This is a genomic window from Pseudomonas sp. 18058, assembly GCF_902706155.1.
GTDB lineage: Bacteria > Pseudomonadota > Gammaproteobacteria > Pseudomonadales > Pseudomonadaceae > Aquipseudomonas > Aquipseudomonas rustica.
Map to the genome: position 1 here is coordinate 1 of NZ_CACSJY010000056.1, position 26,753 is coordinate 26,753.

At 58.9% G+C, this 26,753-nt stretch carries 22 protein-coding genes; 12 read left to right on the forward strand and 10 right to left on the reverse strand.

Annotated features, from left to right (window positions below; all coding sequences use genetic code 11):
• The first annotated feature begins 83 nt into the window (after positions 1-83).
• From urtE to ureC, 7 genes are all read left to right on the forward strand, one after another.
• Complete coding sequence (urtE, locus tag GVL50_RS23405) at positions 84-782, forward strand: urea ABC transporter ATP-binding subunit UrtE (protein ID WP_053116875.1); 699 nt, start codon at positions 84-86, stop codon at positions 780-782.
• Between the two features lie 43 nt (positions 783-825).
• Positions 826-1,665: an urease accessory protein UreD gene (locus GVL50_RS23410; RefSeq protein ID WP_159815227.1), complete on the forward strand. Its 840-nt coding sequence runs from the start codon at positions 826-828 to the stop codon at positions 1,663-1,665.
• Positions 1,666-1,812: 147 nt separating this feature from the next.
• Positions 1,813-2,115 (forward strand): urease subunit gamma, encoded by a 303-nt coding sequence (gene ureA, locus GVL50_RS23415; RefSeq protein WP_008085431.1) that lies wholly within the window; start codon positions 1,813-1,815, stop codon positions 2,113-2,115.
• A gap of 9 nt (positions 2,116-2,124) precedes the next feature.
• Positions 2,125-2,658: a GNAT family N-acetyltransferase gene (locus tag GVL50_RS23420; protein WP_159815228.1), complete on the forward strand. Its 534-nt coding sequence runs from the start codon at positions 2,125-2,127 to the stop codon at positions 2,656-2,658.
• A gap of 5 nt (positions 2,659-2,663) precedes the next feature.
• Positions 2,664-3,197 carry a GNAT family N-acetyltransferase gene (locus GVL50_RS23425; protein ID WP_053116839.1) on the forward strand — a complete coding sequence of 178 codons (534 nt, stop codon included), beginning with the start codon at positions 2,664-2,666 and terminating at the stop codon, positions 3,195-3,197.
• Positions 3,197-3,502 carry an urease subunit beta gene (locus GVL50_RS23430; protein WP_159815229.1) on the forward strand — a complete coding sequence of 102 codons (306 nt, stop codon included), beginning with the start codon at positions 3,197-3,199 and terminating at the stop codon, positions 3,500-3,502. Before GVL50_RS23425 ends, GVL50_RS23430 begins: the two co-directional genes overlap by 1 nt.
• Positions 3,503-3,704: 202 nt before the next feature.
• The gene (ureC, locus tag GVL50_RS23435; protein WP_159815230.1) at positions 3,705-5,405 is read left to right on the forward strand and encodes an urease subunit alpha; all 1,701 of its coding nucleotides are present in this window, start codon (positions 3,705-3,707) and stop codon (positions 5,403-5,405) included.
• Between the two features lie 50 nt (positions 5,406-5,455).
• On the opposite strand, the gene GVL50_RS23440 is transcribed toward ureC, so the two are convergent.
• On the reverse strand, positions 5,456-10,354 hold the full coding sequence (locus GVL50_RS23440; protein ID WP_256671945.1) for an NEL-type E3 ubiquitin ligase domain-containing protein: 4,899 nt from the start codon (positions 10,352-10,354) through the stop codon (positions 5,456-5,458).
• 421 nt (positions 10,355-10,775) lie between these two features.
• On the opposite strand from GVL50_RS23440, the gene GVL50_RS23445 reads away from it, so the two are divergent.
• On the forward strand, positions 10,776-11,903 hold the full coding sequence (locus tag GVL50_RS23445) for a sensor histidine kinase KdpD (RefSeq protein ID WP_159815232.1): 1,128 nt from the start codon (positions 10,776-10,778) through the stop codon (positions 11,901-11,903).
• Positions 11,904-12,023: 120 nt separating this feature from the next.
• On the opposite strand, the gene GVL50_RS23450 is transcribed toward GVL50_RS23445, so the two are convergent.
• Together GVL50_RS23450 and GVL50_RS23455 are read right to left on the reverse strand one after the other, a co-directional pair.
• Complete coding sequence (locus tag GVL50_RS23450) at positions 12,024-12,329, reverse strand: chaperone modulator CbpM (protein ID WP_016984795.1); 306 nt, start codon at positions 12,327-12,329, stop codon at positions 12,024-12,026.
• Positions 12,330-12,352: 23 nt separating this feature from the next.
• The gene (locus GVL50_RS23455; RefSeq protein ID WP_053116833.1) at positions 12,353-13,303 is read right to left on the reverse strand and encodes a DnaJ C-terminal domain-containing protein; all 951 of its coding nucleotides are present in this window, start codon (positions 13,301-13,303) and stop codon (positions 12,353-12,355) included.
• Positions 13,304-13,596: 293 nt separating this feature from the next.
• Between GVL50_RS23455 and GVL50_RS23460 the strand changes: the two genes are divergently transcribed.
• Positions 13,597-14,871 carry an Hsp70 family protein gene (locus GVL50_RS23460; RefSeq protein ID WP_159815233.1) on the forward strand — a complete coding sequence of 425 codons (1,275 nt, stop codon included), beginning with the start codon at positions 13,597-13,599 and terminating at the stop codon, positions 14,869-14,871.
• A 123-nt stretch (positions 14,872-14,994) separates the two neighbouring features.
• On the opposite strand, the gene GVL50_RS23465 is transcribed toward GVL50_RS23460, so the two are convergent.
• The 4 genes from GVL50_RS23465 to GVL50_RS23480 all read right to left on the reverse strand — a co-directional run bounded on the left by GVL50_RS23465 (position 14,995) and on the right by GVL50_RS23480 (position 21,937).
• Positions 14,995-16,008: an AI-2E family transporter gene (locus GVL50_RS23465; protein WP_008084262.1), complete on the reverse strand. Its 1,014-nt coding sequence runs from the start codon at positions 16,006-16,008 to the stop codon at positions 14,995-14,997.
• Between the two features lie 203 nt (positions 16,009-16,211).
• Positions 16,212-16,517, reverse strand: a complete 306-nt coding sequence (locus tag GVL50_RS23470) for a PsiF family protein (RefSeq protein WP_053116829.1) — start codon at positions 16,515-16,517, stop codon at positions 16,212-16,214.
• A 128-nt stretch (positions 16,518-16,645) separates the two neighbouring features.
• Positions 16,646-21,046: a dermonecrotic toxin domain-containing protein gene (locus GVL50_RS23475; RefSeq protein ID WP_159815234.1), complete on the reverse strand. Its 4,401-nt coding sequence runs from the start codon at positions 21,044-21,046 to the stop codon at positions 16,646-16,648.
• 108 nt (positions 21,047-21,154) lie between these two features.
• Positions 21,155-21,937: a helix-turn-helix transcriptional regulator gene (locus GVL50_RS23480; protein ID WP_159815235.1), complete on the reverse strand. Its 783-nt coding sequence runs from the start codon at positions 21,935-21,937 to the stop codon at positions 21,155-21,157.
• Positions 21,938-22,033: 96 nt separating this feature from the next.
• Here GVL50_RS23480 and GVL50_RS23485 point away from each other — a divergent pair, with 96 nt between their 5' ends.
• Entirely contained in the window at positions 22,034-22,921 is an 888-nt protein-coding gene (locus GVL50_RS23485) for a DMT family transporter (RefSeq protein WP_159815236.1), read from the forward strand.
• 115 nt (positions 22,922-23,036) lie between these two features.
• Here the strand turns inward: GVL50_RS23485 and GVL50_RS23490 are convergent, their stop codons facing one another.
• From GVL50_RS23490 to GVL50_RS23500, 3 genes are all read right to left on the reverse strand, one after another.
• On the reverse strand, positions 23,037-23,915 hold the full coding sequence (locus GVL50_RS23490) for a triacylglycerol lipase (protein WP_159815237.1): 879 nt from the start codon (positions 23,913-23,915) through the stop codon (positions 23,037-23,039).
• A 91-nt stretch (positions 23,916-24,006) separates the two neighbouring features.
• Entirely contained in the window at positions 24,007-24,312 is a 306-nt protein-coding gene (locus GVL50_RS23495) for a multidrug efflux SMR transporter (RefSeq protein WP_053116824.1), read from the reverse strand.
• Complete coding sequence (locus tag GVL50_RS23500; protein ID WP_159815238.1) at positions 24,313-24,951, reverse strand: FMN-dependent NADH-azoreductase; 639 nt, start codon at positions 24,949-24,951, stop codon at positions 24,313-24,315. It lies immediately after the preceding gene.
• Positions 24,952-25,060: 109 nt separating this feature from the next.
• Here GVL50_RS23500 and GVL50_RS23505 point away from each other — a divergent pair, with 109 nt between their 5' ends.
• Both GVL50_RS23505 and GVL50_RS23510 read left to right on the forward strand, forming a co-directional pair.
• Positions 25,061-25,990: a LysR substrate-binding domain-containing protein gene (locus tag GVL50_RS23505; protein ID WP_178124215.1), complete on the forward strand. Its 930-nt coding sequence runs from the start codon at positions 25,061-25,063 to the stop codon at positions 25,988-25,990.
• A gap of 90 nt (positions 25,991-26,080) precedes the next feature.
• The gene (locus GVL50_RS23510; RefSeq protein ID WP_134175811.1) at positions 26,081-26,614 is read left to right on the forward strand and encodes a bacterioferritin; all 534 of its coding nucleotides are present in this window, start codon (positions 26,081-26,083) and stop codon (positions 26,612-26,614) included.
• The last annotated feature ends 139 nt before the right edge of the window (positions 26,615-26,753 follow it).

Genomic DNA, 26,753 nt, shown 5'->3' on the forward strand with positions numbered 1-26,753 from the left:
GTGTCATTCGAAGTTGATGGGACTGATCCACCGCATTCGCGAGCAAGCCCGCTCCCACAGGGGGATTTGAGGAGATTTTGGACATGCTGCAAGTCGACAAGCTGCACCAGTACTACGGCGGTAGCCACATCCTCCGTGGCCTCTCGTTCGACGTGAAAGTCGGCGAAGTCACCTGTCTGCTCGGGCGCAACGGCGTCGGCAAAACCACCCTGCTCAAATGCCTGATGGGCCTGCTGCCCGCCAAAGAAGGCGCAGTGAACTGGGAAGGCAAACCGATCACCACGTTCAAGCCGCATCAACGCGTTCACGCCGGAATCGCTTACGTGCCGCAAGGTCGGGAAATCTTCGGCCGCCTGACCGTTGAGGAAAATCTGTTGATGGGCCTGTCGCGGTTTCCCGGCAGTGAAGCCAAAGAAGTGCCAAGTTTCATTTATGAATTGTTCCCGGTGCTGCTACAAATGAAGCAGCGGCGCGGCGGTGACCTCTCCGGCGGTCAGCAACAGCAATTGGCGATTGGTCGCGCATTGGCCAGCCGTCCGCGTTTATTGATCCTCGATGAGCCCACCGAAGGCATTCAACCCTCGGTGATCAAGGAGATCGGCGCGGTGATCAAGAAACTCGCGGCGCGCGGCGACATGGCGATTTTGCTGGTCGAGCAGTTCTACGACTTCGCGGCGGAGCTGGCCGATCAATACCTGGTGATGTCCCGGGGCGAGATCGTGCAACAGGGTCGCGGTGAAAATATGGAGGCCGAAGGCGTGCGCGGGCTGGTCACGATCTAAGGCAACGATCTAATCTGTAGCTTCCTAACGATAATTACAAACCATGAATTCGACTGTTTCACCTGCCCTGTTTACCCCGAGCTGGCACGCCGAGCTGGAACTCGCTTACGCGCGTTTCGGCGATTGCACACGTCCGGTTCAGCGCCGGCACCTCGGCCCGCTGCGGGTGCAAAAGCACCTGTACGCCGAAGGCCCCGAGGTCTGCCAGCACATCATCGTCCACCCGCCCGGCGGGATTGCTGGCGGTGATCGCCTCGACATCAGCGTGCGCGTCGAGCAACAGGCCTGGGCGCAGATCACCAGCCCCGGCGCGGCCAAGTGGTATCGCGCCGGTGGCCCGGCTTATCAGAAACTCGACTTTAAAGTGGCGGCCGGCGCGACGCTGGAATGGCTGCCGCAGGAAACCATCGTCTACAGCGCCGCCCAGGCTGAACTGAGCACTTCGATTGATCTTGAAGGTGACGCGCGGTTGTTTTATTGGGACGTGGTGGCGTTGGGGCGTCCGGCCAGTGGCGAGCGTTTTGATCGCGGGCATTTTCAGGCGCATCTGGATATCCGCCGCGACGGCCGATTGCTCTGGCATGAACGCCAGCGCATTGTCGGTGACGACGGTTTGCTTGATTCGCCGATCGGGCTGGATGGTCATCCGGTGTTTGCGACGTTGTTGGTCACCGGTGAGATTGATGCTGAATTGCTGGAGCGTTGTCGTTCGCTGGGGCATGACGTGCGCGGGGATTTGACGCAATTGCCGGGGCTGTTGGTGGCCCGGTGTCTGGCTAACGAAGCATTGCTCGCTCGTGCGTGGCTGATCGATTTATGGCGCTTGCTACGCCCGGTACTGCTGAACCGCGAAGCCCAGCCACCCCGAATCTGGAACACCTGAAATGCATTCCAACTGTGGGAGCGGGCTTGCTCGCGAAGGCGGTGTGTCATTCACACAGATGCTGGCTGACCTACCGCTTTCGCGAGCAAGCCCGCTCCCACAGGGGATTTGTGCACATTTTTCAATCTGCCCTGATGGAACCCCACAATGGACCTGACCCCACGCGAAAAAGACAAGCTGCTGATCTTCACCGCCGGCCTCGTCGCCGAGCGGCGTTTGGCGCGCGGCGTGAAACTCAATTACCCGGAAGCCATGGCCTACATCTCCGCTGCGCTGCTCGAAGGCGCGCGTGACGGTCGGACCGTCGCCGAGTTGATGCACTTCGGCACTACCCTGCTCAGCCGCGAACAAGTGATGGAAGGCATCCCGGAAATGATCCCGGAGATTCAGGTCGAAGCGACGTTCCCCGACGGCACCAAACTGGTCACCGTCCACCAACCAATCGTCTGAGGCCGCGCCATGACTTACTCCATTCGCGACGCCGTTCACGCCGATCTGCCGGCGATCCGCGACATCTACAACGACGCCGTGCTCAACACCACGGCGATCTGGAATGAACAAGCCGTCGACCTCGGCAACCGCCAGGCGTGGTTCAGCGCGCGTCAGGCACAGGCCTATCCGATTCTGGTGATCGTCGACGGCGACAACACTGTGCTCGGCTACGCTTCGTTCGGTGACTGGCGGCCGTTCGACGGGTTCCGCCACACCGTCGAGCACTCGGTGTATGTGCGCAGCGACCAACGCGGCAACGGCCTCGGCCCGCAACTGATGACTGTGCTGATCGAACGGGCGAAGACCTGCGACAAGCACGTAATGGTCGCCGCCATTGAAAGCGGCAACGCCGCCTCGATTCGTCTGCACGAGCGCGCCGGTTTCATCACCACCGGGCAGATGCCGCAAGTCGGCACCAAGTTCGGCCGCTGGCTCGACCTGACATTCATGCAACTGACCCTCAATCCTGGCGCGGAGCCGCCTGAAACCATCAAGGAGTGACACCGATGAACGCCGCCCAACTGCGCCGCGTCAATGCTGAAAGTTTTGCCCACTACCGTCAGGGCCTGATCGATTTGCTGCTCGACGCAGTGGGTTATGGCGCCAGCGTCGGTTTCATGGCCGACCTTGATGCGGTGCAGGCGCGCGCATATTTCGATGAGGTTCAGGACAACGTCAACAAGGGCAGCGTGCTGCTCTGGGTGGTGGTCAAAGACGAAGAAGTGCTGGCCAGTGTGCAGTTGGGTCTGTGTCAGAAGGCCAACGGTTTGAACCGCGCCGAGGTGCAGAAACTGCTGGTGCGCGAAGACGCGCGGCGTCGCGGCCTCGGTCAGCAATTGATGAGCGCGCTGGAACTCGAAGCGCCGAAGCACAAGCGCGGCATGCTCTACCTCGACACCGAAGCGGGCTCGCCCGCCGAAAATTTCTATCAGGCATTGGGTTACACCCGCGCGGGTGCCATCCCCGATTACGCCTGCGACCCGAACGGCACCTATCGGCCGACCGCCCTCTATTACAAGATTCTGCAAGGAGCCCAGTGATGATTCCTGGCGAGTACCAGATCCAGCCCGGCGACATCGAACTCAACGTCGATCGCCGCACTATCAGCCTGAAAGTCGCCAACAGCGGCGACCGGCCGATTCAGGTGGGGTCGCACTATCACTTTTTTGAAACCAACGACGCGCTGGCGTTTGACCGCGCAGCCAGCCGTGGCATGCGCCTGAATATTCCGGCGGGGACGGCGGTGCGTTTTGAGCCGGGGCAGAGTCGTGAGGTTGAGTTGGTGGATTACGCCGGGCATCGGCGGGTGTTTGGGTTCGCCGGAAGAGTCATGGGTGATCTCTGACATCTGCGTGCACCGCTGCCCCTCACCCCGGCCCTCTCCCGAGGGAGAGGGAGCCGATCACCGATAGCCGACCCACCGCGAACAGTCCCCCCGCCGGAGCTGATCACCGATAGCCGACCCACCGCGAACAGTCCCCTCTCCCTCTGGGAGAGGGCTAGGGTGAGGGTCTATGGCTCACCACTATTTTCCTGAAGGACGCCGCATGAAGATTTCCCGTCAAGCCTACGCCGACATGTTCGGCCCCACCGTCGGCGACAAGGTGCGCCTGGCCGACACCGAGCTGTGGATCGAGGTCGAAAAAGACTTCACCACCTACGGCGAAGAAGTGAAATTCGGTGGCGGCAAAGTCATCCGCGACGGCCAGGGCCAGAGCCAATTGCTGGCCGCCGAAGTGGTCGACACGCTGATCACCAACGCGCTGATCATCGACCACTGGGGCATCGTCAAAGCCGACGTCGGCCTCAAGGACGGTCGCATCGCCGCCATCGGCAAGGCCGGTAACCCGGACGTGCAGCCTAACGTGACCATCGCCATCGGCGCCGGCACCGAAGTCATCGCCGGTGAAGGCATGATCCTCACCGCCGGTGGCATCGACACGCACATCCACTTCATCTGCCCACAGCAGATCGAAGAAGCGCTGATGAGCGGCGTCACCACCATGATCGGCGGCGGCACCGGCCCGGCCACGGGCACCAACGCCACAACGTGCACGTCGGGCCCTTGGCACCTGGCGCGCATGCTTCAGGCCGCCGACGCCTTCCCGATGAACATCGGCCTCACCGGCAAGGGCAACGCCAGCCTGCCGGAACCGCTGATCGAGCAGGTCAAGGCCGGCGCCATCGGCCTCAAGCTGCACGAAGACTGGGGCACCACGCCGGCGAGCATCGATAACTGCCTGACCGTTGCCGATCAATTCGACGTGCAGGTGGCGATCCACACCGACACCCTCAACGAATCCGGTTTCGTCGAAACCACCCTTGGCGCATTCAAGGGTCGCACCATCCACACCTACCACACCGAAGGTGCCGGTGGCGGTCACGCGCCGGACATCATCAAGGCCTGCGGCTTCCCCAACGTGCTGCCGAGCTCGACCAACCCGACGCGACCGTTCACCCGCAACACCATCGACGAACACCTCGACATGTTGATGGTCTGCCACCACCTCGACCCAAGCATTGCCGAAGACGTCGCGTTCGCCGAAAGCCGCATCCGTCGCGAAACGATTGCCGCCGAAGACATCCTTCATGACCTCGGCGCGTTCTCGATGATCAGCTCCGACAGTCAAGCCATGGGCCGCGTCGGCGAAGTCATCACGCGCACCTGGCAGACCGCCGACAAAATGAAAAAACAGCGCGGCCCACTGCCGCAGGACGGCGCAGGCAACGATAACTTCCGCGCCAAACGCTACATCGCCAAGTACACGATCAACCCGGCGATCACCCATGGCATCAGCCACGAAGTCGGCTCGATTGAAGTCGGCAAATGGGCCGACCTGGTGCTCTGGCGTCCGGCGTTTTTCGGCGTGAAACCAACGTTGATTCTCAAGGGTGGTGCGATTGCCGCCAGTTTGATGGGCGACGCCAACGCTTCGATTCCGACGCCGCAACCGGTGCATTACCGCCCGATGTTTGCCAGTTACGGTGGCTCGCTGCATGCCACCAGCCTGACCTTCATCAGCCAGGCTGCACACGACGCCGGGTTGCCCGAAGCGCTGGGTTTGAAGAAAAAAATCGCCGTGGTCAAAGGTTGTCGCGATGTGCAGAAAACCGATCTGATCCACAACGATTACCTACCGAGCATTGACGTCGACCCGCAGACGTATCAGGTCAAGGCCGACGGCGTATTGCTATGGTGTGAACCGGCGGAAACGCTGCCGATGGCGCAGCGTTACTTTCTGTTTTAAGCCACAGCAGCAAAAAAAGCCTGGAGGCGTTATCGCGCCTCCAGGCCTGTTTACGGTTTCACCGTGAACGGCGGATAAACCGTCTGCAGCTTCGCCCGATCTATCGCTTTTTGCGTCAGGGTTTTCTCCAGCGTTTGCAACGCTTCAAATTGCGCCATATCGTCCTCATCCTTGAGCGACAGCAGCAGTTCATCGAACTCTTTGCGATAAGTACGCTTGAGGAAGCGCTGCCACAAGGGCTGTTCAAGAATCCGTGGCGCCAGCAGTTCACCTTCCTCCAAGGCGATCACTCGCTGATAAGCGTCCTCGATCATCTGCTCAGTGACCCCGGCGATTTTTCGGAACAACATTCCGCGTGATTGCCACGGTAAATCCAGTCGTTCCGCCAGATCGGTCATATAGGCCAGGTGAACCTCCACTTCATCGATAGTTCCGGTGACACCGTCTGCGGTCTCACGACGGAACGTCTCCCCGGCTTGCAAGCGATCTGCCACGCGCTGCCGGGCGATCTGCCCCAATTCGTCCAGTCGTGATTTGCCACGGGCCAGGGCTACCAGTTCACCTTCCACCAGATCGGTATTGATCAAGCCATACGCTTCGTGAATCAGCACCTCGACGCCCATGGCATTAAAGAACTGTGCGCCGGCATCCGCACAGGTCGTGGACGCAACCGCTTCGGCAAAAATCTTCTCGCGCAGCGCCGTGTTCTCGTACATAGCGAAAATCATTCGCCAGACCTTGGCGGTGAGGTCAATTCTGTAACCCGGATTAGCGGCTCGAAAATCCGCAGACGCGGTCAGTTTGCGCAATTCACTAAAGAATGGCTCGGAACCGAACTCATCTTCCACTTCATCCCAGAACGGTTGTCGCGCATTCCACTCGGCCTCACTGATGCCCTCGTCCCAAACCGAGCTGTCGATGGTGCCTCGTGGCGGATACGGACGATCCGGATCGAGGCCGACGGATTCGATGTATTGCTTGAGTTTCTCCAGGTTCTCAGCAGACAAATGGAAGGGGTCACGGCTTACATTGGTGCGCGCGATCAGTTCGGCGGACGCCGATCCTGGCGCAACGTCCGGAAGCTCGCTGAGCTGATTGAAGCGCAGGTCCAGATACAGATTGCGCGGACGTTGCCTGGCAAACAGACCGACCGGCCATGTATCGATCCCGGTACTGTCCAGCTTCAGTATCAGCAAGGCTGGCATCTGGCTGATGTCCGGCACTTGCCCGAGTGGATTACCGTCCAGTTTCAGCACTTGCAGCCGGTTCATCGCACGCAACCGTGCAGCGCTTTCAGCGGTCAACGAGATCTGATTATCCGAGAGCGTCAGCACACGCAGATACGGCATCTCGCTGATGACCTGCGGGAAATCGCTCAAGCGGTTTTTCCATAAGTCGAGTTCGCGCAACTGGCGAAAACCACCCAGAAAATGTTGCTGGTCACTGAGTATCCGACCGTTGTGCAGACTCAAGGAGGTGACATGGTCAAAACTGCCGCTGAGCCGGGGCATATTTTGCAGATGACGATCCATCGGCAGGCCGTTGAGAACAAGTCTCTGCGCCCGCATTACCCCCGGTGCCGGCGGCCCCTCAGGACCGGTACGCTGCCAGCATTGACGGAGAATTTGATACACCCTGTTTCGCGACGTCCATTCCGCCACGCCTTCAATACTGAAACGGTAGGACAGACTCATGTCATTCAACCAGCGCTGAAAAACCAGGTTGAACGTGCTGAACTCGCGCTCCAGCGCCGCTACGCGCTCTTCCATCACATTTTCGCCAAAGCCTTTGAGCATCGTCTCCACCTCGGCCTCGGTGAACGCGGGATACAGCGAACCGACTCGACGTTTGAGGGCCGACCAGTTTTTGGGGCGCAACGGGTAGCCCTGCATGCCACCACGCAGGCGCAACGTCTCCGGGTCGTAGGCAGGTTTACGGATCGGGTGTTCCGACAGGACGTTTTCGAACACCTCATGACTCAGAGGTGAACGCTGGAGGGTCTGTTTGAGCAGGTCTCCCTGGAAAATTTCGAACCCCAAGGCCTGCCGCTGCTCATCGGGCAAGGCATGCAGCACTGCACTGTAAAGATCTTCAGCGCCGTGCAAATGCAGACCCTGCTGATCGCGAGCGCTGTAAAGCCCATTCTCATCACCCACCAGCACTTTGCGGATCGGCGCGTCCGGCGCACCGACACTGGCCTCTAACAGCCCGGTGAAAGAGCCGTCGCGGATTTCGATACGTACCTGGGGCGACCAGCCCGGCAGTTTTTCCAGCGAGCTCAATGCCAGTCGGCGGCTATCGGCGTTGGCCAGTTGCTCAAGGTAAAGCCCCTCGAAGGCTCGATTCAGACGAACCTTGACGCCTGCCTCACGCAATTGCTGGCGCAGTTTGAGGACAACCTGCCCGCGCTCCTCGAACACCCGCACGCTCTGCGGATCCGCGTCCTTGAGTATTTGTTCGAGTACGCTGCACGGCAAATCCGGGTAGTCGCTTTGCAACCTGCGCACGCGAATATCGGCGGAAATGTCCGAGGTTCTGTACTGCGATTCGAACACCCGCGGAGCGCGCTTGACAGCACGCAACGCCAACGCTTCACGCAATGCTTGAATGCGCACGGTTTTGTCGGTGGAGATGGCGTGGCCAAGCAACGCTTCAATGTCCGGCTCCTGCAGGAACGCCAGCACCCGGCTTTCGAACTGGCCAGTTTGAATGTCGACCTGCGTGACCGTCAGAGTGTCGGCGGGTGTGGCGCTGGAGTTGCCATAAGTGACTGACGCTCTCCCGGTCGGTAGCGGGTCTTTCAAGGTAATGGCTTTGGATTCCGGCCAGTGCGGCAGCTCAGTCATCAGCCCCGGTAGATAACCGCTCAGATGATCGCTGAGGCGACCTTCACGGATCTGCTCGCCAAAACGACTGACGGCGGCATAGAGATCGAAACGATTAAGGGTGTCGGTCAACAGCGGCGGCGGCGGCAGTTCGTGTTCAACATGCAGACGACGCAGCACCCCCTCTTCGACGCCGCTGACACTGAGCACCTGCTGCAATGCAGGCTCGCTGAACGTCGCGGCCAACGGATTAAGGCGGCGCAAGAGCTGCGTCTTTTCCCACTCGATCGGTCGTTCGGCTTCGCTCTTCCAGGCGCCCGCCCGGTTGTGCTCGATCTGCGGTGTATAAGCGTCAACTCGAGTCGGGTGTTGCATGCGGAACTGGCCGTTGAGCGGATCCTCTTTCAGCACGTACTGCTTACCTTCAAGGTGCAGCACTTTTTTGCCCTGGTGCGTGTACAAACCGGATTCATCAGTCCATGCGCCGGCAGGCAGATCGATTGCGTGCTCATAGGGCCTGAGATCGGGATTCCACATTTTCGTGCGGCCATCCGCCAGGGTCACCTCTTTGAGCTTGTCGATAAAGGGTGAAGGGGTAATCGCTGTAGCGCCTTTGGGTAGAAGGTGTCCCACACTCATCAAAGCCAGTTGCGTAAAGTTGAGGATCACGCTGTTGATGTGCGCGCACGCCTCTTCCTTGTCACCGTGACTCCAGTCCTCGATGCCCTCGGCGAACTCCGCGAGCAATTGGGCGACCATCACACCCAGCATCACCTCGCCAACGCCAGGCACCAGCATCACGGCAAAATTGAAGACGTTCCAGCCAACATTCAAATAACTGATCAGGCGGTTCCAGCGGCTTTTGGCATTTTCATCGTCAGTGGGCACGGCAATCAGTCGTGCATCGCTGAACGCCTTGTCGCGCTTGTGCAGGTAAAGGTGTTCCCAGAGATCACCCTGGATCGGCACGGTGATTGGTTCTGCATGGGGATTTTCAATCGGTGTTTCCCGCCACCATGGGCCCATATCAAGGGGTTCGCGCTGATGCCAGGTGATTTCCTTGAGACGCTCGTCGACCCGTTTGAAGAATTTCGGCTTGTCCCTTTGTGCCACAAACCGACTGAAAAACGCTTGATAGTTTTTTTCCAGCAACTGTGTGGCCAAGGCTTTCATGAACGCGGTAAGCGATGGGTATTCTTTCAACGGGTGCAGCGGATCATCCGGGATGTATGCAACCAACGGCCCATTCAGAATACTTTGATCGTAGAAGTCATTACGCCGAGACATTTCGTCAGTGACAGCGCCTGGTCCATTAGCGAAGACGTCACTGAGCACCTTGTATTTTTCATACAGATTGTCGTTGAGACCTGGGATACGTCGCGACCAGTCAAACAGGAACTGAAGTTCTGGCGAGACAAGCCCCAGCAGAAACTTCTCGATCTCGTTTTTTTCTGCAACGGCACTGAACAACACGATACCGGAGAGTTCAAGACCCATTATTCGCAATCGATGGGCCTGTAATGGGCGACCGTGAAAGCTGATCGCTGTTCGCCCGCTGATCACATCACTGATAGCGGACTGAGCGTGAACCCCCAGATCAGTGTTCATCCCGGCGATAGCTGCCGCCACCTCGAGCGCGGACTTCTCCACCGCCATCGACTGCCTTTTCAGCGTCGCTTGTTTGGTCACATCGTCGGGGAGCAACAACGCCTTGAGGTGCTGCCGATATTGCGCACCGATGTCCAGCGAACGGCAGAGGCTCGCGATTTGACCGACGGTAATGTCGTGCTGCACCGGAGCGCCGGAAGCATCGGCAACGTATAGGCCGGAACCGTTGCGAAAGTAGCCGTGCTCAGTCTCCGTCAGTTCGAAGTTATGCAATGCCGCCGCCAGCAACGATGAATGCCGCGAGTGCGTGGCGCCCCGGTCGATGCCGAAGATGATTTTGTCCGGGACGTAAAGCCTGAGCATCGCCGTGTCGACGTCCAGATCAACTTTCAGTTGGCTTTTGAGGGCCTGCGTCAGCAAGGGTCGGGCGAAGTTTTCGATATTCTGTTCGAGGTGCTGCAGTGTGGTATCGACCTCGCCTTGAAGCTGCCAGTGCCTTTGAATGAGCGGCTGCAAACGCTGACGTCCGTGTGATGGCCACGACGGAAACTGTTGTGCAACGTGCAAATTTGCCTTGAGCGATTCAAGTCGATGGGCCGGGGCCTGCGTGATCGCCGCAGGTATAAGCGCGGTGACCGCAGCAGAGCGCGGGCCACTGTTTAGCGGCATTTTATTTGTATCAATATCCATATCGAGCATCTCGTCATCCAATAACTTGAGCTCAGATTACGGATGGCAGGAAAAAACAAAAAACCAAAATCCTGCTCAACAAAACGCTGAAAACCCCTTAATCCCGCAGTAATTGAAGAGCCGAAAATACATATGTACCGCACCCAAAAAAATACCCCGGGAGCCGGGCATCAGCGGGGGTGTAATTCTCGCCAGAGGGGCTAATATTCGAATCGCCGTCCATCGATTCATGCTCAGGTAACCGCTCATGCGTCTTTCCGAGTTCATCGTGTGCAACGTGGATCCCATCGTCGCGGAGTGGGAGCAGTTCGCCGCCACCATCACGCCCGCTGCCGAGTACATGGACGCCGAAGGCTTGCGTGACCACGCCAAAGCCATTTTGCTGGCCGCCGCCCGCGACATGAACAAACCGCAAAGTCCCGACGAACAGGCTGCCAAAGCCAAGGGCGACGGCCCGGAGAAAACCCCAAGCCTCGATCAGGCCGGCGCCAGCCATGGTGAATTGCGCCACACCGTCGGTTTTGATCTGGTGCAGATGACCTCGGAGTTCCGCCACTTGCGCGCCTGCGTGATCCGCCGTTGGGTCGACAGCCTCGAAGCGCCGGACATGACCTACTTTCAGGACATGATTCGTTTCAATGAAGCCATCGATGAAGCATTGGCCGAATCGACGGCGGCCTACGCAGAACAGGTCAATCGTTCGCGGGACATCTTTCTGGCCATTCTCGGCCACGACCTGCGCGCGCCGCTGCAAGCGGTGAGCATGTCCACCGAATTGTTGTTGCGCAAAGCGGCGCTGCAAGACGATGCGCTGGTCTGCGCCCACAACATCAAGCGCGGCGCCCGGCACATGGCGGCGATGGTCAGTGATTTGCTGGAGCTGGTGCGCAGTCGTCTAGGTAAAGGACTGCCGATCGAACCGGCCCCGATGGATCTGGCCGAGGCGGCGCGGGCGGCGATTGCCGAGGCGTGTGCCGGCAACCCGAATTGCTCGCCGGTGTTGGACATTCACGGTGATACGCGAGGTGTGTGGGACGCGGGGCGCATTGATCAACTGCTGCAAAACCTGATCGGCAATGCGCTGCAGCATGGATCGAACACGCAACAGGTAACGCTGACCTTGCAGGATGAGGCGGACGCGGTGTGCCTGTCGGTGCATAACTTCGGCACGCCGATTCCGGAGGATGCCTTAGGGACAATTTTCGATCCGCTGGTGCGCAGCGCCGATGAAGAACTGGGGCAGCCTTCGACAAGTCTCGGATTGGGCCTGTTTATTGTCAGGGAAGTGGTTAATGCCCATGGCGGGACGATTGAAGTCAGCTCGAGTGAGGCTGACGGTACGCGGTTTAGCGTGGTGTTGCCGAGGCGGGTTTAATCAACGATACCGCGTTATCGTTCTTCGCGAGCAAGCCCGCTCCCACAGGGGAATGCATTCAAATGTGGGAGCAGGCTTGCTCGCGAAGAGGCCCGATCAGCCAATACACATCCTTCAGAATTACTCGACCACAAGCCGCCCCAACCGCTGCCGCAACATGCGGTTCTCGGCGCGCAATTCGCGAACCTCTTCCAGCAGATCCAGCGCCAGCGCGACGCCCTCCCACTCCAGCTCCAGGTCGCGCCGCAGCTTGGCGGCGCGTTTGGCCAGGGCCAGTTCGTAGTCGGTGAAGCGCCATTCCCGGGGCTGCGCGCCCTGAGGTTCGAGGATGCCGTGCTCGACGATTTCGATCACGTAGACGTCCGACAGATCGGCCGCCTCACAGAATTCTGCCAGGTCCAGTTGAACGATCAGGGGGCTGCTCATGATGGGCTACTCCGTCGTCGAATTTAGAAGTTCTCTCGCGGATTGAAGGCGGCTTTGTTCGCCAGTTCCTGCCATAGCGCTTTGACCTCGTCATCGGACGCTTTCGGCATCACCGCTTTGAGCTGCACAAACAGGAAACCGCGTTCGCCAGCCTTGTTCTTCAGACCGTGTCCTTTGGCGCGCATGCGCTGGCCATTCTGACTGCCGGCGGGCACCTTGAGGTTGATCTTGCCAGTCAGGGTCGGTACGGCCACTTCGGTGCCCAGCGCCAGCTCCCACGGTGCCAGCGGCAGCGTGATGATCAGGTTGTCGCCTTCGACATCGAATTTCGGGTGCGGCGCAAAACGAATGGTCAGGTACAGATCGCCATTCGCCCCGCCACCAGCACCCGGTGCGCCCTGGCCTTTGAGGCGGATGCGCTCGCCGTCGGTCACACCTGCCGGAATCTTAACATTCAGGCTTTTCGTGGTGTTGCTGACGTGCTGGCCGTTGGCGTTGTATTGCGGCACCTGGAAGGTGACTTTCTTCGACTCGTTCGACAGCGTCTCCTCGAGGAAGATCGGCAGTTCCATTTCCACGTCTTGCCCTCGGCGCCCTGCACTGCGTTGTTGCCGACCTTCACCGCCACCGAAACCGGGGCCGCGATTGCCGAAGATCGAACTGAAAAAGTCCGAGAAGTCGCCGGTGTCCTGACCGCCGCCACCAAAGCCGCCACGGCTCTGCCAGCCCGGTGGCCCCTGGAACGGCTGACCGTGCTGGCCATAACGGCGCAGCTCGTCGTACTCGGCACGTTTGTCGGCGCTTTTCAGCGCTTCATAGGCTTCCGACGCGTCCTTGAATTTCTCTTCGGCGTCTTTTTCCTTGCTGACATCGGGGTGGTATTTGCGCGCCAGCTTGCGATAGGCCGCCTTGATTGCCTTGTCGTCTGCTGTCGGCTCCACGCCGAGGATCTTGTAATAGTCTTTGAAGTCCATTGAAGGAATCACCATCCGTTATCGATTTCGCGCCGATGCCAAGCATGCGCCGATTCGCGCGTGCCAGGTTGACCGATCTCAAAGTTGTGACCGGGTGGCGCTGCAGAAGTTTATCGGCAGTAGACGGCGGTTCTTGTGACCGCCGGTGGTTCTGCCGGCCCATGCCAGCAAGTTTGGGGCGAAGCTTGAGGTTTCAAGGCAGTTTAGTCGCGAAATAGCTGATGACCGGCCTTCGATTCTGGCGCGCACTGACATACACTGCGCGGCCGTTTTTTTGACCGGAACCGAAAGACATGAAAGACGCCTCTCCAGCCCGTGCCTGCGGCATCGACTTCGGCACGTCCAACTCCACCGTCGGCTGGCTGCGCCCCGGCATGGAAACGATGATCGCGCTGGAAGACGACAAGATCACCCTGCCGTCGGTGGTCTTCTTCAACATCGAGGAACGCCGCCCGGTTTACGGTCGTCTGGCGCTGCACGAGTACCTGGAAGGCTATGAAGGCCGACTGATGCGCTCGTTGAAAAGCCTGCTCGGTTCCAAGCTGATCAAGCACGACACCAGCGTTCTCGGCACGGCGATGCCGTTCAAGGACTTGCTCGGCCTGTTTATCGGCCAGTTGAAGAGCCGCGCCGAAACCGCCGCCGGTCGGGAATTCGAGCAAGTGGTGCTCGGGCGTCCGGTGTTCTTCGTCGATGACGATCCGCTGGCTGACCAGGAAGCTGAAGACACTTTGGTCGACGTAGCCAAAAAGATCGGTTTCAAGGAAGTGTCGTTCCAGTACGAACCAATCGCTGCGGCCTTCGACTACGAGTCGACCATCGAAAAAGAAGAGCTGGTGCTGATCGTCGACATCGGCGGTGGTACCTCTGACTTCTCGCTGGTGCGCCTGTCGCCCGAGCGTCGCGGTTTCGATAACCGTCACGACGACATCCTCGCCACTGGTGGCGTGCACATCGGCGGTACCGACTTCGACAAACAGCTGAGCCTGCAAGGCCTGATGCCGCTGTTCGGCTACGGCAGCCGCATGAAGAGCGGCGCCTACATGCCGACCAGCCACCACATGAACCTGGCGACCTGGCACACCATCAACTCGGTGTACTCGCAGAAATCCAGCCTGGCGCTGGGCAGCATGCGTTACGACATCGAAGACACCGGCGGTATCGATCGCCTGTTCAAGTTGATCGAACAACGCGCCGGCCACTGGCTGGCGATGGAAGTCGAAGAAACCAAGATCCAGCTGACCCACACCGACAGCCGCCATGTGCCGCTGGATCGGATCGAGGCCGGGTTGAGCGTGGAATTGAGCCGCGCGCTGTTTGAATCGGCGATCGATGCGCTGCTGGAGCGGGTACGCGGCAGTGTTACGCAGCTGTTGAACGATGCCGGAGTGGCGGTCGATCAGGTCGATACGGTGTTCTTCACTGGTGGTTCGAGCGGGATTCCGGCGCTGCGCAACAGCGTCTCGGCAATGCTGCCGAATGCACGGCATGTTGAAGGGAATATCTTTGGCAGCATTGGCAGTGGTTTGGCGATTGAAGCGATGAAACGCTATGGCGCCATGAACTGATGATCGTTCCCACGCTCCGCGTGGGAACGCCGCCATGGACGCTCTGCGTCCGCTGTTGAGGCTGTGACGCGGAGCGTCACGGGATGCTTTCCCACGCAGAGCGTGGGAACGATCACGGGGTGGTTACACCATCCCGCCCAGCTTCAACTCACTCTTCAAATACGCGTAATAAATCGGCCCTGCCACTACCCCCGGCAGGCCGAACGCGGCCTCGAACACCAGCATCGCCAGCAGCAACTCCCACGACTTGGCACTGATCTGCCCGCCGACAATGCGCGCATTCAGGAAGTATTCAAGTTTGTGGATAACGATCAGATACCCCAACGCCGCCACCGCCACCCAGATCGACAGCGACAGGCCGACGATGGTGATCAGCGTGTTGGATATCAGATTGCCGATTACCGGCAGCAGACCGAGCAAGAAGGTCAGCACGATCAGGGTTTTGGTCAACGGCAGTTTCACGCCGAACATCGGCAGGATCACCGCGAGGAAGATCCCGGTGAAGAAGGTGTTGAGCAAGGCAATTTTGATCTGCGCGAAAACGATATTGCGAAACGCTTGAACCAGCAGGTGCAGACGGTCGAACAGCGCCGCCGCCAGCGGTTTGCGTTTGGTGACGTCCGGCACGCGCTGCAGGGCGATGATCGCGCCGAGCACCATGCCGATCAGCAGCGTCACGAACATGTGCGCCGCATCCTTGCCGACCAGTTGCAGCTCGGAGAGATGCTTGCTCAGCCATTCGCCAATCGCCACGCGGAATTCACCGGCGCTGGCGGGCAGATAAGCGTCGATGAACGGCGGCAGTTGCCCGCGCGCACGATCCACCACGCCCATGAATTTATCGAGCGAGGCGCCCGGGTTTTCCGCTTCGTGCAACAGGAAACTGATCGCGCCGGCAAAGAGCAGCGCCAGCACACTGACCACCAACGTCCCCAGCAACGCCACCGCCAGCCAGCGCGCACGTCGACCTTCAATCAACCGTTGCAGTTGCGGGGTGAGCATGTTGACCAGCTCGAACACCAACAAGCCGGCGAGCAGGCTCGGCAACAAGCGCAGCGGCAGCACCAGCAGCAAACCGCCGAAAATGATGATGCAACTGACCCAGAACACTACATGACGCTCAGAAAACGTTGGCATACAGCCTCAAAACGAACGGCGTAAAAGGATGGGCAGTCTGCCAGCGTTCCGGGGGGAGCACTAGGGATATGCAGGGTTTGAGATTGGCGGCGTAACGACCGGCCCCTTCGCGAGCAAGCTCGCTCCCACATTGGCATGCGCACTCCTGTGGGAGCGAGCTTGCTCGCGAAGAGGCCAGCCCGCTCACCACAAGACTCAAGTGTTTATTTTTTCTTCAGGCAATCACTCATAAACGCCTTGCGCGCATCGCCGGTCAGCGCTTTGGTTTTCGCATCTGCGTTACAGGTGGTCATTTTTTGCTGCTGCGGGGTCAGTTGCTTGCCGTCGTTAGCCGCAGGCGTTGCCTTGAGGCAAGTGCTCATGAAGGTTTTGCGCTCATCGCCTTTCAAACTCTTGGCGGTCGCATCGGCATTGCAGGTGGTCATTTTGTTTTGCTGCGCCGTGGCGGCGAAACCCTGGGAACACAGGAGCAAACCAATCATCAACAAAGGCACACGCAACATCTTCATGGAGTTTTCTCCTTGTCGCCGCACCGATGGATGCGGCCTCTGCAGGAGTGTAGCCAAATCTTGTTACACCTTCCTCCGCACCCTGCTCCGGATCTTTGCCGCACGCGCCAGATCCCTGACCGCAGCGCCTATTCAGTGCCTGCGGCCCCCGGTTTCTCGAACGCTTTCTGATAATCCCTATAAGCCTCAATCCTTTTTTCAATAACTGTCGTGGGCAGCAGTTCGAAAGAAACCGGCACTTCATCTGGCGTATGGTAGCGCGCACCCAGCTCTGCCACCGAGGTGAACTGAGCATAAGCACCCCTCTGGTGGAGCTTGTTTATCTTGATTTGCCTGATGGTGTTCTCCTGTGAAACTTGCGGCAGTGCCGCCGGTCCCGGCGGGACACTCTCGATGAACGCGTAGTCGGCAACCGCAGGGCCAGGCTCCAGGGTTTCCAGTGCTGGCAGCTCGAACCGGAAGTAACCTTTATCAGCCGTGTGTGCGACGGGAAATTCTGGCCACGAGTCGGCCACCACCAATTCGGCAAGATTGCTCAAGTCGTCACCAATCACCACGTACTGATGATCGAAAGCGGTCGCTTTGACGATATGAATGCGCGACGCCCTCGGCTGGCTCGCGAGAATCGAGAACGTGACCTTGGAGTTTTCCGAGCAATTACCGCCCTTGATTGCGATGGCTTTTCTGGCGGTTTCCGCACTGGTCCAGCGGGCAGTGAAGTCACCCGACTGAAGATCCAGCTGTCTGAGCCCTTTGATCTTCGCAATCGCCGAACCGCCCTTTTCCCAGATGCTTGGCAATTGATTGCCAGAGAGCGGCAGTAACTCTTTGGCCCTGAATATGGCACGCTGCGCCGACTGCAGATTGGCCATGACTTGAGCCGTCACCTCGCTCGGCGTGGAGTCAGGTTCAGCGCCAGAAGAGAGAAGTTCATGGTATTCCCGCAGTTCCTCCCAAGGTTCAACCTGATGATCGGGGTTTTCCAGCACTGCCTGCCTGAGCGCTTGATAATCCTGATCCCGTCCGGTCTGCTGTAGATTGCGCGCGATGCTCCCCAGATTGCATTCGGACTTCGTGAGCGGTTCCAGTCCATCGGCGGTAAACAGTCGCCCGATCAAGTGCTGAAAAGCGTCTGCGCTCATCAGTTTTTGCAAATCCGGCAGGACTTCGATACTGCGCACCACCCTCTGATTGGCTTCATATCCCTGAGCGTTGGCGCTTATGAAAGCCTCCACCAGGCTGTTCCAGCATTCGAGTGGCAACGTTTCGTTCATCAACTGCAAACCGCGCAGATAGTTGTATTGCTCAAATTCGGCAACGCTGGGATGAAACGCTGCCGCGACAAAGTCAGAAAACGTTTCGGCGATGCCCTGCAATACCGGGACTTCAGCGGCGTCGGTCACCCCGCCTCCACGCAGACGCATGAACGACGGATCGAATGTCTGCACCGGCAGGACGGGTAAGTCGTTGAGAACCTTGAGCAGCCGATGAGGTTTGAGGAGGTGCTCACGCAACGCGGATTTCAACTTCGACATTTCACCGATGTGGATGCCCAGACGATTGCGCTCGCCATCCGGTAATGCTTGCAGTATCGCCGTGTAGAAATCGCTGGAAGGATGCAACGCCTGACCTGAAGCATCATGCGCCTGGAACCTGCCGTGTTCGTCGACAACGATCGTGCGTTGAATGGATGCCGTAGCGGAGCCGATGCGATCCAGCTGCCGTCCACCGTAGCGGTAAAGACACACTTCAATGCTCACGTCGGGATTCCAGCCCGGCAGGTTTGCCAACGAGTGCAACACCAGCGTGTCGCTTTCAGCACTTTCTACCGATTCCAGAAACAATCCTTCATAGGCCCGGCTGATGCGCACATCCTGCTGCGCCCAACGCCCCAGATTCAGCAATCGTTCGGGAATTTTTGCCTGGTCGAGGGCCTCAAGTTCCGCAGGTGTCGCCAGGGACGCCAATGCCTGCGCCACCGGGCCGGGCAACGGCTGCAGTTGATCTTGAATGACCCGAGCCGGCGCAGAAATGTTTCCAGCCTCGCGGTTATAGCGTTGCTCGAACAACCGCGATTGGCGCCGACGGGCCAACCGTGCCAACTCGACGCGAAGACGTCGGGTACTCACCTCGGGCGAGGAGACCGGTGCACTGGAAGAATCGCCCAACAACGCTCGGATTTGTGCGTCATCCAGTTGTGTCACCAGTGTCTTCAGCCAATCGCCGTCCATCAGACGTTCCAGCGACAGGCGCAAGGGCCGCGCATTGACGGCGCCCAGATACCCTAGCCTCTCGCCGCGCGCCCCGATCAGCTCAACCGGCTCGCCCGGCCACACGCCATCAAGCAGTTGAAACTGCCAGACAGGATCGGCATTCAGGTACTGATCGGGGCTGGCACTGGACAGTTGTTCGATGAATGTCTTGATGTCGCGGTCGATTCTGAATCGGGTCACCGTATCGCTAAGCAACGGGATCGCCCTCTCATGGTCAGCGTACATGCGCCGCAGTGCACCGGGCTCTACCTGACTGACAGTACGAATCGCCGCAAAATCATCGGACAGGCCTTCCACCGAAGACCCGAGCCTGCGCATCAGCGTATCGACATCCCAATTGAATGGTTTTTCGCCTTCGATGACGAAAGCGCCTGCGCCATTGCTGTTGACCACCGGTTGGTAGGCGTGCGGACGGCCGGGGTGCTGAATCCGATGTTGGCCGCTCTGCCTGTCCTTCCGAATCTCGAAGTGACGCGCATCAAGGCGCAGGATCGACTTGCCCTGATGCAGGTGTAACCCGTCCGCCTGGGGCCTGGCCTCTGCTGCCAGTTGCAGATTACGTTGCAGGTAGGGCTCAAGATTCCGCCCCCACAGACGTTGGCTGCCGTCCGCCAGCGTGACCGGTGCGGCATTTTCGAGAAACGCCGACAGCTTGGGACGAATGACCTCCCTGGCAAAACTGCCGCCGACCGCAAAGAGACCAGCCTCGATGATCGATTCGGTTGCGCCGAGGAGGTGTTCTACTGCTTGCACGTAGTCGCCAGCGGCCAGATCTATCACGCCCTCCACGACGTCGCCGAGCAATTGATAGACCATATAGCTCAGCATCATTTCCCCGAGAAACGGCACAAAAGGGGTCACGACCAACAGCGCAACATTGAAGATCTCGAAAAACATCTGCTCAAAATCTTCGACCCAGGCCCAGCGCTCGGCGCTGTCGGCATCCGCCGTGGAAACAGCCAATGTACGTCCGTCATTAAGCATCTTGTTGACTTGCTGCTGGAACAGGTAACCCCACAGGTCAGCGTTGAAACGCTCGCCGGTCTGATCACCGAAGGCAATGGCACCGAATCGCAGGTGCGGGTTTGGCGCGGGTGTTTCGCGCCAGGATGGTTGGTCGGGTCGTGGCGAAGGCCCGTGATACTGAATCGGAAACAGTTGCGCATGCAGTTGGGCAAAAAAACGCCCACGTTGCTCATGTTCGACGAACTGGCTGAAAAACACCTGATAGCGGTTGGGCGTGGACGGTGCCGCGTCGGTATCTCCCCTGAGTTGACGCGTCAGCTCAGCGAAAAATGCCTGTGATGAAGGGTATTCCTTCAATGGATGTTGCGGATCGTGCGGCACGTAGGCAATGACCCGCCGCACGCCGGCAACGGGTGCCTCTGGATCAGGCATCATCAGGACAATGCCGGTCAGGCGCACATCGAGCATCGTCAGGTGGAAATAACGAACTGGCAAACCATCAAGCTTCAGCCCTCGTTTGTCGCCGAACAGGTGCAGCGCGTGCAGATACACCTCCGCTGAAATATCTTTCTTCATCAACGCCAGATGGGCAGCCATTTTGAAAGTATGTTTCTGGCTTTCGATAACCTGGCTTCGCAAAAAATGGCGAGGGAGGGCATCGGTTGGCCGCAAATAGTCTTGAAGATAAACCTTATATCGCTGGCCTATATCCAGAGTTCGACATAACTCTTTGAACTGTTCGACCGTCAGCGCATTCAAAACTTTTACTTCAAACAGGCCTTGCTCATCCGGCTTGCTGATAAAGCCACTGCCGGACTGAAAAACCTCATTGGCTGAAAAGTTGTGCAGCGCTGCATCCAGCAGGGACACGGTACGCACACTCATTCCGCCCGCTACATTCATGACCCAAGGGGACAAGTGCGCCGGTGAATACAGCCTGACAAATGTCTCACGAACATCGACGGACACGCCGTATTGATCTTTCAATGCCTTAACCAGCAACGGCTGCGCGAAGGCATAAACATCCTGCAATCGTTCAAACATCCGATCCACCGCCGCTTGAGCGTTCGATCTGGAGACCGATGCCAGATTGAGTGCAAGCAGTTCAACCGATGACGCTTCCTCTAACCACGACGGTATAACTTTCGGACTCTGTTTAAGTTCGCCAACTCTTCTGCTCCCTGACTGAACCAGCCAGTCGGGAATGGCGTTACTGATAAAGTCATGATGAACACTTTGACCACTGTTTAAACTGGCCAGATTATTAGCCGACGACAATTTTTTGCTCACGTTCAATCCCTGTTCGATCACATAAAGTATCGAGGCAGCCTAACGCGAGAACATCGTCATCTTATGAAGCCGGTTTCGGAGAAGCCTGTAAGAAAGTTCGCTTTGCAACTAGAACAAATTATGTCGACGATAAAACTCCGGTGTACAGCCGGCCTGACGCTGAAACATCGCAATAAATGCCGAACCACTGCTATAGCCAAGATCAAAGGCTATTTCCTGAACGCTACGCTGACCCTCCAACGCTTCGATCGCCGCAAGGTAACGCAGACGCTGGCGCCACTCGCCAAAACTCATCCCCAGTTCCCGTACAAACTGACGCGCCAACGTGCGCTCACTGACATGCACTTGCGCCGCCCAATTCGCCAGCGGTTGGTTGTTGCCCGGCTCGGCCTGCAACGCTTCTAGGATCGCCAGCAAACCCGGACTGCTCGCGTAGGGCAGATAACACTCGTGCACCGGCGCCTGTTGCAGTTGATCGACCAATACCTGCGCCAGTCGTTGATCGGCATCGAGTTGAGGAATTTTCACATCGCGTGCGGCGAAGTCCTTGAGGATCGCTTTGAGAATGTCGCTGATCGCCAGCGTGCAGGCGCGTCGAGGCAGATCGGCGCAGACCTTGGGATCCAGACACACCGCGCGATAGTTGACCGGTTGATGGCTGTAAAAACTGTGCTCGACCTGCGGCGGCACCCACACCGCGTATTGCGGCGGTGACATGAAGCGGCTGCCGTCGACGTCCATGTGCAGCACGCCGTGCGCCGCGTATTCCAGCGTTCCCCAAGGATGGCGGTGCGGCGCGGCGAATTCGTGGGCGTTGAAATCGGCATAACGGAAGTACACCGCCGATGGCAGCTCGCTGAAATCCAGTAGATCGATGTGTTTACTGTTCATGCTGTCCGGTTTCAGAGGCAGGTTGTCCGGTTCGAAGTATAGGCCTGCATCCAGACAAGGGATAATTGCGACTCATCAACGTAATGGTTTCAACTCATGCAATACGCGTTTCCGCTGCTGGCGATTTTTATCTGGGCCGGCAATACCGTGATCAACAAACTGGCGGTCGGGGCGATTTTCCCCGCCGAGATCGGTTTCTATCGCTGGCTGCTCGCCGGTTTGCTGTTCACGCCATTTATGCTCAAAGCGGTGATCGCGCACTGGCCGCAGATTCGTCCGAACCTGGGCAAGATTTTTGTCCTCGGTGTGCTGGGTATGGCGGTGTATCAGAGCCTCGCTTACTTCGCCGCAACCCTGACCACCGCGACCAACATGGGCATCATTTTGTCGCTGATGCCGTTGATGTCGCTGGCCATGGCAATCATCAGCCTCGGTCAACGTCTGACCGCCGGTGCGCTGGTCGGCGCGGTGCTGTCGTTTGCTGGCGTGCTGGTGGTGGTGTCGTCGGGCAGCCTTGGCGCGTTGCTGCAACACGGCCTGAACATGGGCGATGCGATGATGTTGATCGCGACGCTGGCTTACGCGATTTACAGCACGCTGCTGAAGAAATGGCAGCTGCGCTTACCGCCGCTGGTATTGCTGTATTTGCAGGTGCTGGTGGCGATTGTCGTGTTGTTTCCGCTGTACGTCGCTTCGCCGAAAACCGGTTTGACCCTGCAGAACATTCCGCTGGTGTTGTATGCGTGCCTGCTGGCTTCGATGGTTGCGCCGCTGGCGTGGATGCAGGCGGTGCAACGTCTGGGGCCGAGCCGGACGACGTTGTTCTTTAACTTGCTGCCGCTGATTACTGCGCTGATTGCGGCAGTGGTGTTGAAGGAGCAGCTGGCGATGTATCACTTGGTGGGCGGGTTGCTGACGTTGGGTGGGGTGATACTTTCTGAGCGTTGGACCACCGTGCTAGGCCGCCAGCCCCGCATTGCCTGATGCCTATACCTTTGTGGCGAGGGGATTTATCCCCGATGGGTCGCGTAGCGGCCCCAAAAAAACGGGGGCCGCTGCGCAGCCCATCGGGGATAAATCCCCTCGCCACAAAAGCGATTTAAAGGCCGGCAGCTTCTAGTCGCGCCGCGTGCTCAACAAACAACCGCACCGGATCCGCGCCCTTGCCCACCAGCCCGAGCGACTGGTTAACAATGTCGAAATGATCCAGCGGATAATCATCGCCAATCACCGTCCCGAGGTGCGAGCTGTACCGCCCGACCATCCCGTCGCACTGCCCCGGCTCGCGCACAAAGGTTTTCGCGAACAAGCGACAACTGCGATTGGTCCCGTCAAACAGATTGCCGCCGCGATCGGTCTTGCCCGGCTGCAACGTCCCCGACCACGAGTAATAACGCACGCCGTTGACCTCTTCCGGCCCATGCCCGCCCCAGGTTTCCGGCAAGCCTTGTGGATAACGCTGGTTGAACAGCGCCACGCCCGCCGTGGTCAGCGAATGGTGCGAAGCATGGATATCCACTGGAAATCCCGGCCCGCGATAACCGGTCTCCAGCACCGCCATCAGCCACCCGAACAACCGTAGCAACGCCTCAAGCAGACGCCCCTTGGCGCTGTCCGCCGGGTAATGTTTTTCCAGATAATCCGCCAGCTCCGAGCCATGATTGGGCCCCGCCACCGACGTGACCGACGCCACCAGATCCGGGCGTTTCGCCGCGGCATAGCGCGCCGTCAACGAGCCCTGACTGTGGCCGAACAGGTTGACCTTCTGCGCGCCGGTCTCGCGCAGAATCTCATCGATACGCGCGAGCAGTTGCTCGCCCCGCACTTCGGTCGAATTGAGCGGCGACACCTGAACCGCGAACACCGTCGCACCACCACGGCGCAAGGCTTTGATGATTCCGTACCAATACGGATAGAGCACTAAACGTACAAACCCGAGCATGCCCGGTACCAGCACCAGCGGATAACGCGTGGACATGGGCAAACATCCTTGTGGTCGGTGAGTGGATGCAAGGCCTGCAAAACGCCCGCCAAGCATCCTCCCTGATGATGACAACTCATCGACCAGCCTACTTCAGGCCCACCACCCCCGCCACAATCAGCCCCACCGACAGCAGTTTGACCAGCGTCAGGCTCTCGCCGAGCAAGGCAAAACCGAGGAACACCGTGCCCAGCGAGCCGATGGCCGTCCAGATCGGATAAGCAATACTCACCGGCAACTCGCGCATCGCCAAAGTCAGAAAGTAAATCCCGCCGATCGCCGCGATCACCGTGATCAGCGACGGCCACAGCCGGGTGAAACCTTCGGCGTACTTCATGCCCATGGCGAAGGTGACTTCAAAACCGGCAGCGATCAGCAGGAACACCCAGGCCACCTAGAACTCCCGGGCAAGGTCGAGCAAACGCTGCTCGGCCTCGGCCACCGAAACCGCGAAGTTGCGTTCGGCGGATTCTTCACCTTCGGCGGCGACCACGCTGACATCGTTGATGCCGATGAAACCCAGCGCCGTGCGCAGCCATGGATCGGCGTGGTTCAGCGCTTCCAGTTCGCCGCCGGGACCGAAGCCGAATCCGCCGCGACTGGTGACGATCAAGGCTTTCTTGCCCTGTAACAGCGGCGTGTATTGGGCGACGCCGTTGTCCAGCGTGTGATCGAACGTCAGGCCCAGCCGCACGATCTGATCGACCCAGGCCTTGAGCCCGCTGGGCACGTTGAAGTTGTACATCGGCGTGGAAATCAGCAGTAGATCATGATCGAACAATTCGCCGACCAGTTGATCGCTGAGCGCCAGATCGGCCTGCATCGACAGAGGCCGGTTGTCGGGCTCGGGGTAAAACGCTGCGGCGACGAACGCTTCGTTGACTGCCGGAATCAATGCCCGCCCGACTTCACGGCGAGTGACTTGAGCCTGCGGATGGCGCACTTGCCAAGCGCTGAGAAAACTTTCCGCCAAACGGCGCGAAGTGGAACGATCACCACGTGGACTGGCATGCAGCACAAGAATCTTGCTCATCTGTACATTCTCCGGACTAGAATCAAACGGCTTGTGGCTTGCAGCTTGAAGCTCGCCATTACGTCTAAACAAATGAGCAAAAATCAGTCGGGATGAATTGATTTCATCCGTGGAGTTTTCAATGTTCGCCTCGCTGCCACTGACCGCCCTGCGCGCTTTCGAATCTGCTTCACGTTTGTTGAGCTTTAAAGCGGCCGCCGAAGAGTTGTCGGTGACGCCGACGGCGATTTCCCATCAGATTCGTGCGCTGGAGGACTGGCTCGGGCTTGCTCTGTTCGAACGCCTGCCGCGCCAGGTACGCCTGACCGAGGGCGGCGAGCGCCTGTTTCGCAGCCTGCACGGCGCGCTGCTGGAAGTGGCGCAAAGTGTCGACACCCTGCGCCCGCAACGCAGCGTCAGCAGCCTGACGCTGTCGACCACGGCCGCGTTTGCAGCGTTATGGCTGGTGCCGCGTCTCGGGCGTTTTTATGCGCAGCATCCGAACATCAACGTGCGCCTCGATACCCACTGCGAGGTCATCGATTTGCATCAGGACGCCAGCGTCGATCTGGTGCTGCGCTACAGCCTCGACGACTATCCGAACCTGTATGGCTTGTGCCTGTTCGATGAATCCTTCGGCGTCTACGGCTCACCGGAGCAAGTGGCACTGGCCGCGCGGCGCACGCCAACATTGATCAGCGTGCATTGGCATAACTCGAAGCTCTACGCCCATGGCTGGCAAGCGTGGTGCGCAAAGGCTGGCGAAAACTGGCTCAAACAGTCTCCAGCGAACCGCGAATACGACGAAGAGCATTACGCGCTGCAAGCGGCGATCGCCGGGCAAGGCTTGGTGCTGGCGAGCGATATTCTGGTCTCGGAAAGTGTCGCCAGTGGTCTGCTGGTGCCTTACAAAGCCGACGTTGTGGTGGATGGCGCCGGGTATAGCGCGTTGTGTGTGCCGGGCCGCGAACGGCATCCGCCGGTGCGCGCATTTTTTGCGTGGTTGCGCGAGGAGGCGGCGTTGTCGGGGCTGACGCCGAGGACAGCGCAAATTGCATAAAACTTTTTGCTTCGCTCATGACTCACAACTTGGGTAGCGACCACGGCCGCAGAACGTGGCGCCCATCGGATTAGCCTCCTGGAGATCGAAATGAGCGACGACCTGCATCTGTCAGATGTACAAACACTGCGCGAACGTGCGCGCCAACACGTCGAGAACGGCGCCGTCACCGAGGGCTACAGCGCCGACCGTGAAGAAGTGCTGCGCTTGCTCAACGAATCGCTGGCCACCGAACTGGTCTGCGTGTTGCGCTACAAGCGCCACTATTTCATGGCCAACGGCGTCAAAGCCCATGTGGCCGCCGAAGAATTTCTTGAGCACGCCACCCAGGAAGCCCAGCACGCCGACCGTCTGGCCGAGCGCATCGTGCAATTGGGCGGCGAGCCTGAGTTCAATCCCGACCTGCTGTCGAAAATGTCCCACGCGCAATACGTGGCCGGGAACACCCTCAAAGAGATGGTTTACGAGGATCTGGTCGCTGAGCGGATCGCTATCGACAGCTACCGCGAAATCATTCAGTACATCGGCGAGAAAGACCCGACTACACGGCGCATCTTCGAAGACATCCTCGCGCAGGAAGAAGAGCACGCCGATGACATGGCCGACATCCTGAACGACCTCTAAACCCTGATAACTGATCGTTCCCACGCTCCGCGTGGGAACGCAGCCCGGCACGCTCTGCGTGCCTTTTTAATGCCGAACGCGGAGCGTCCGTAGAGGCATTCCCACGCAGAGCGTGGGAACGATCGGCGTAGGAGCTGCC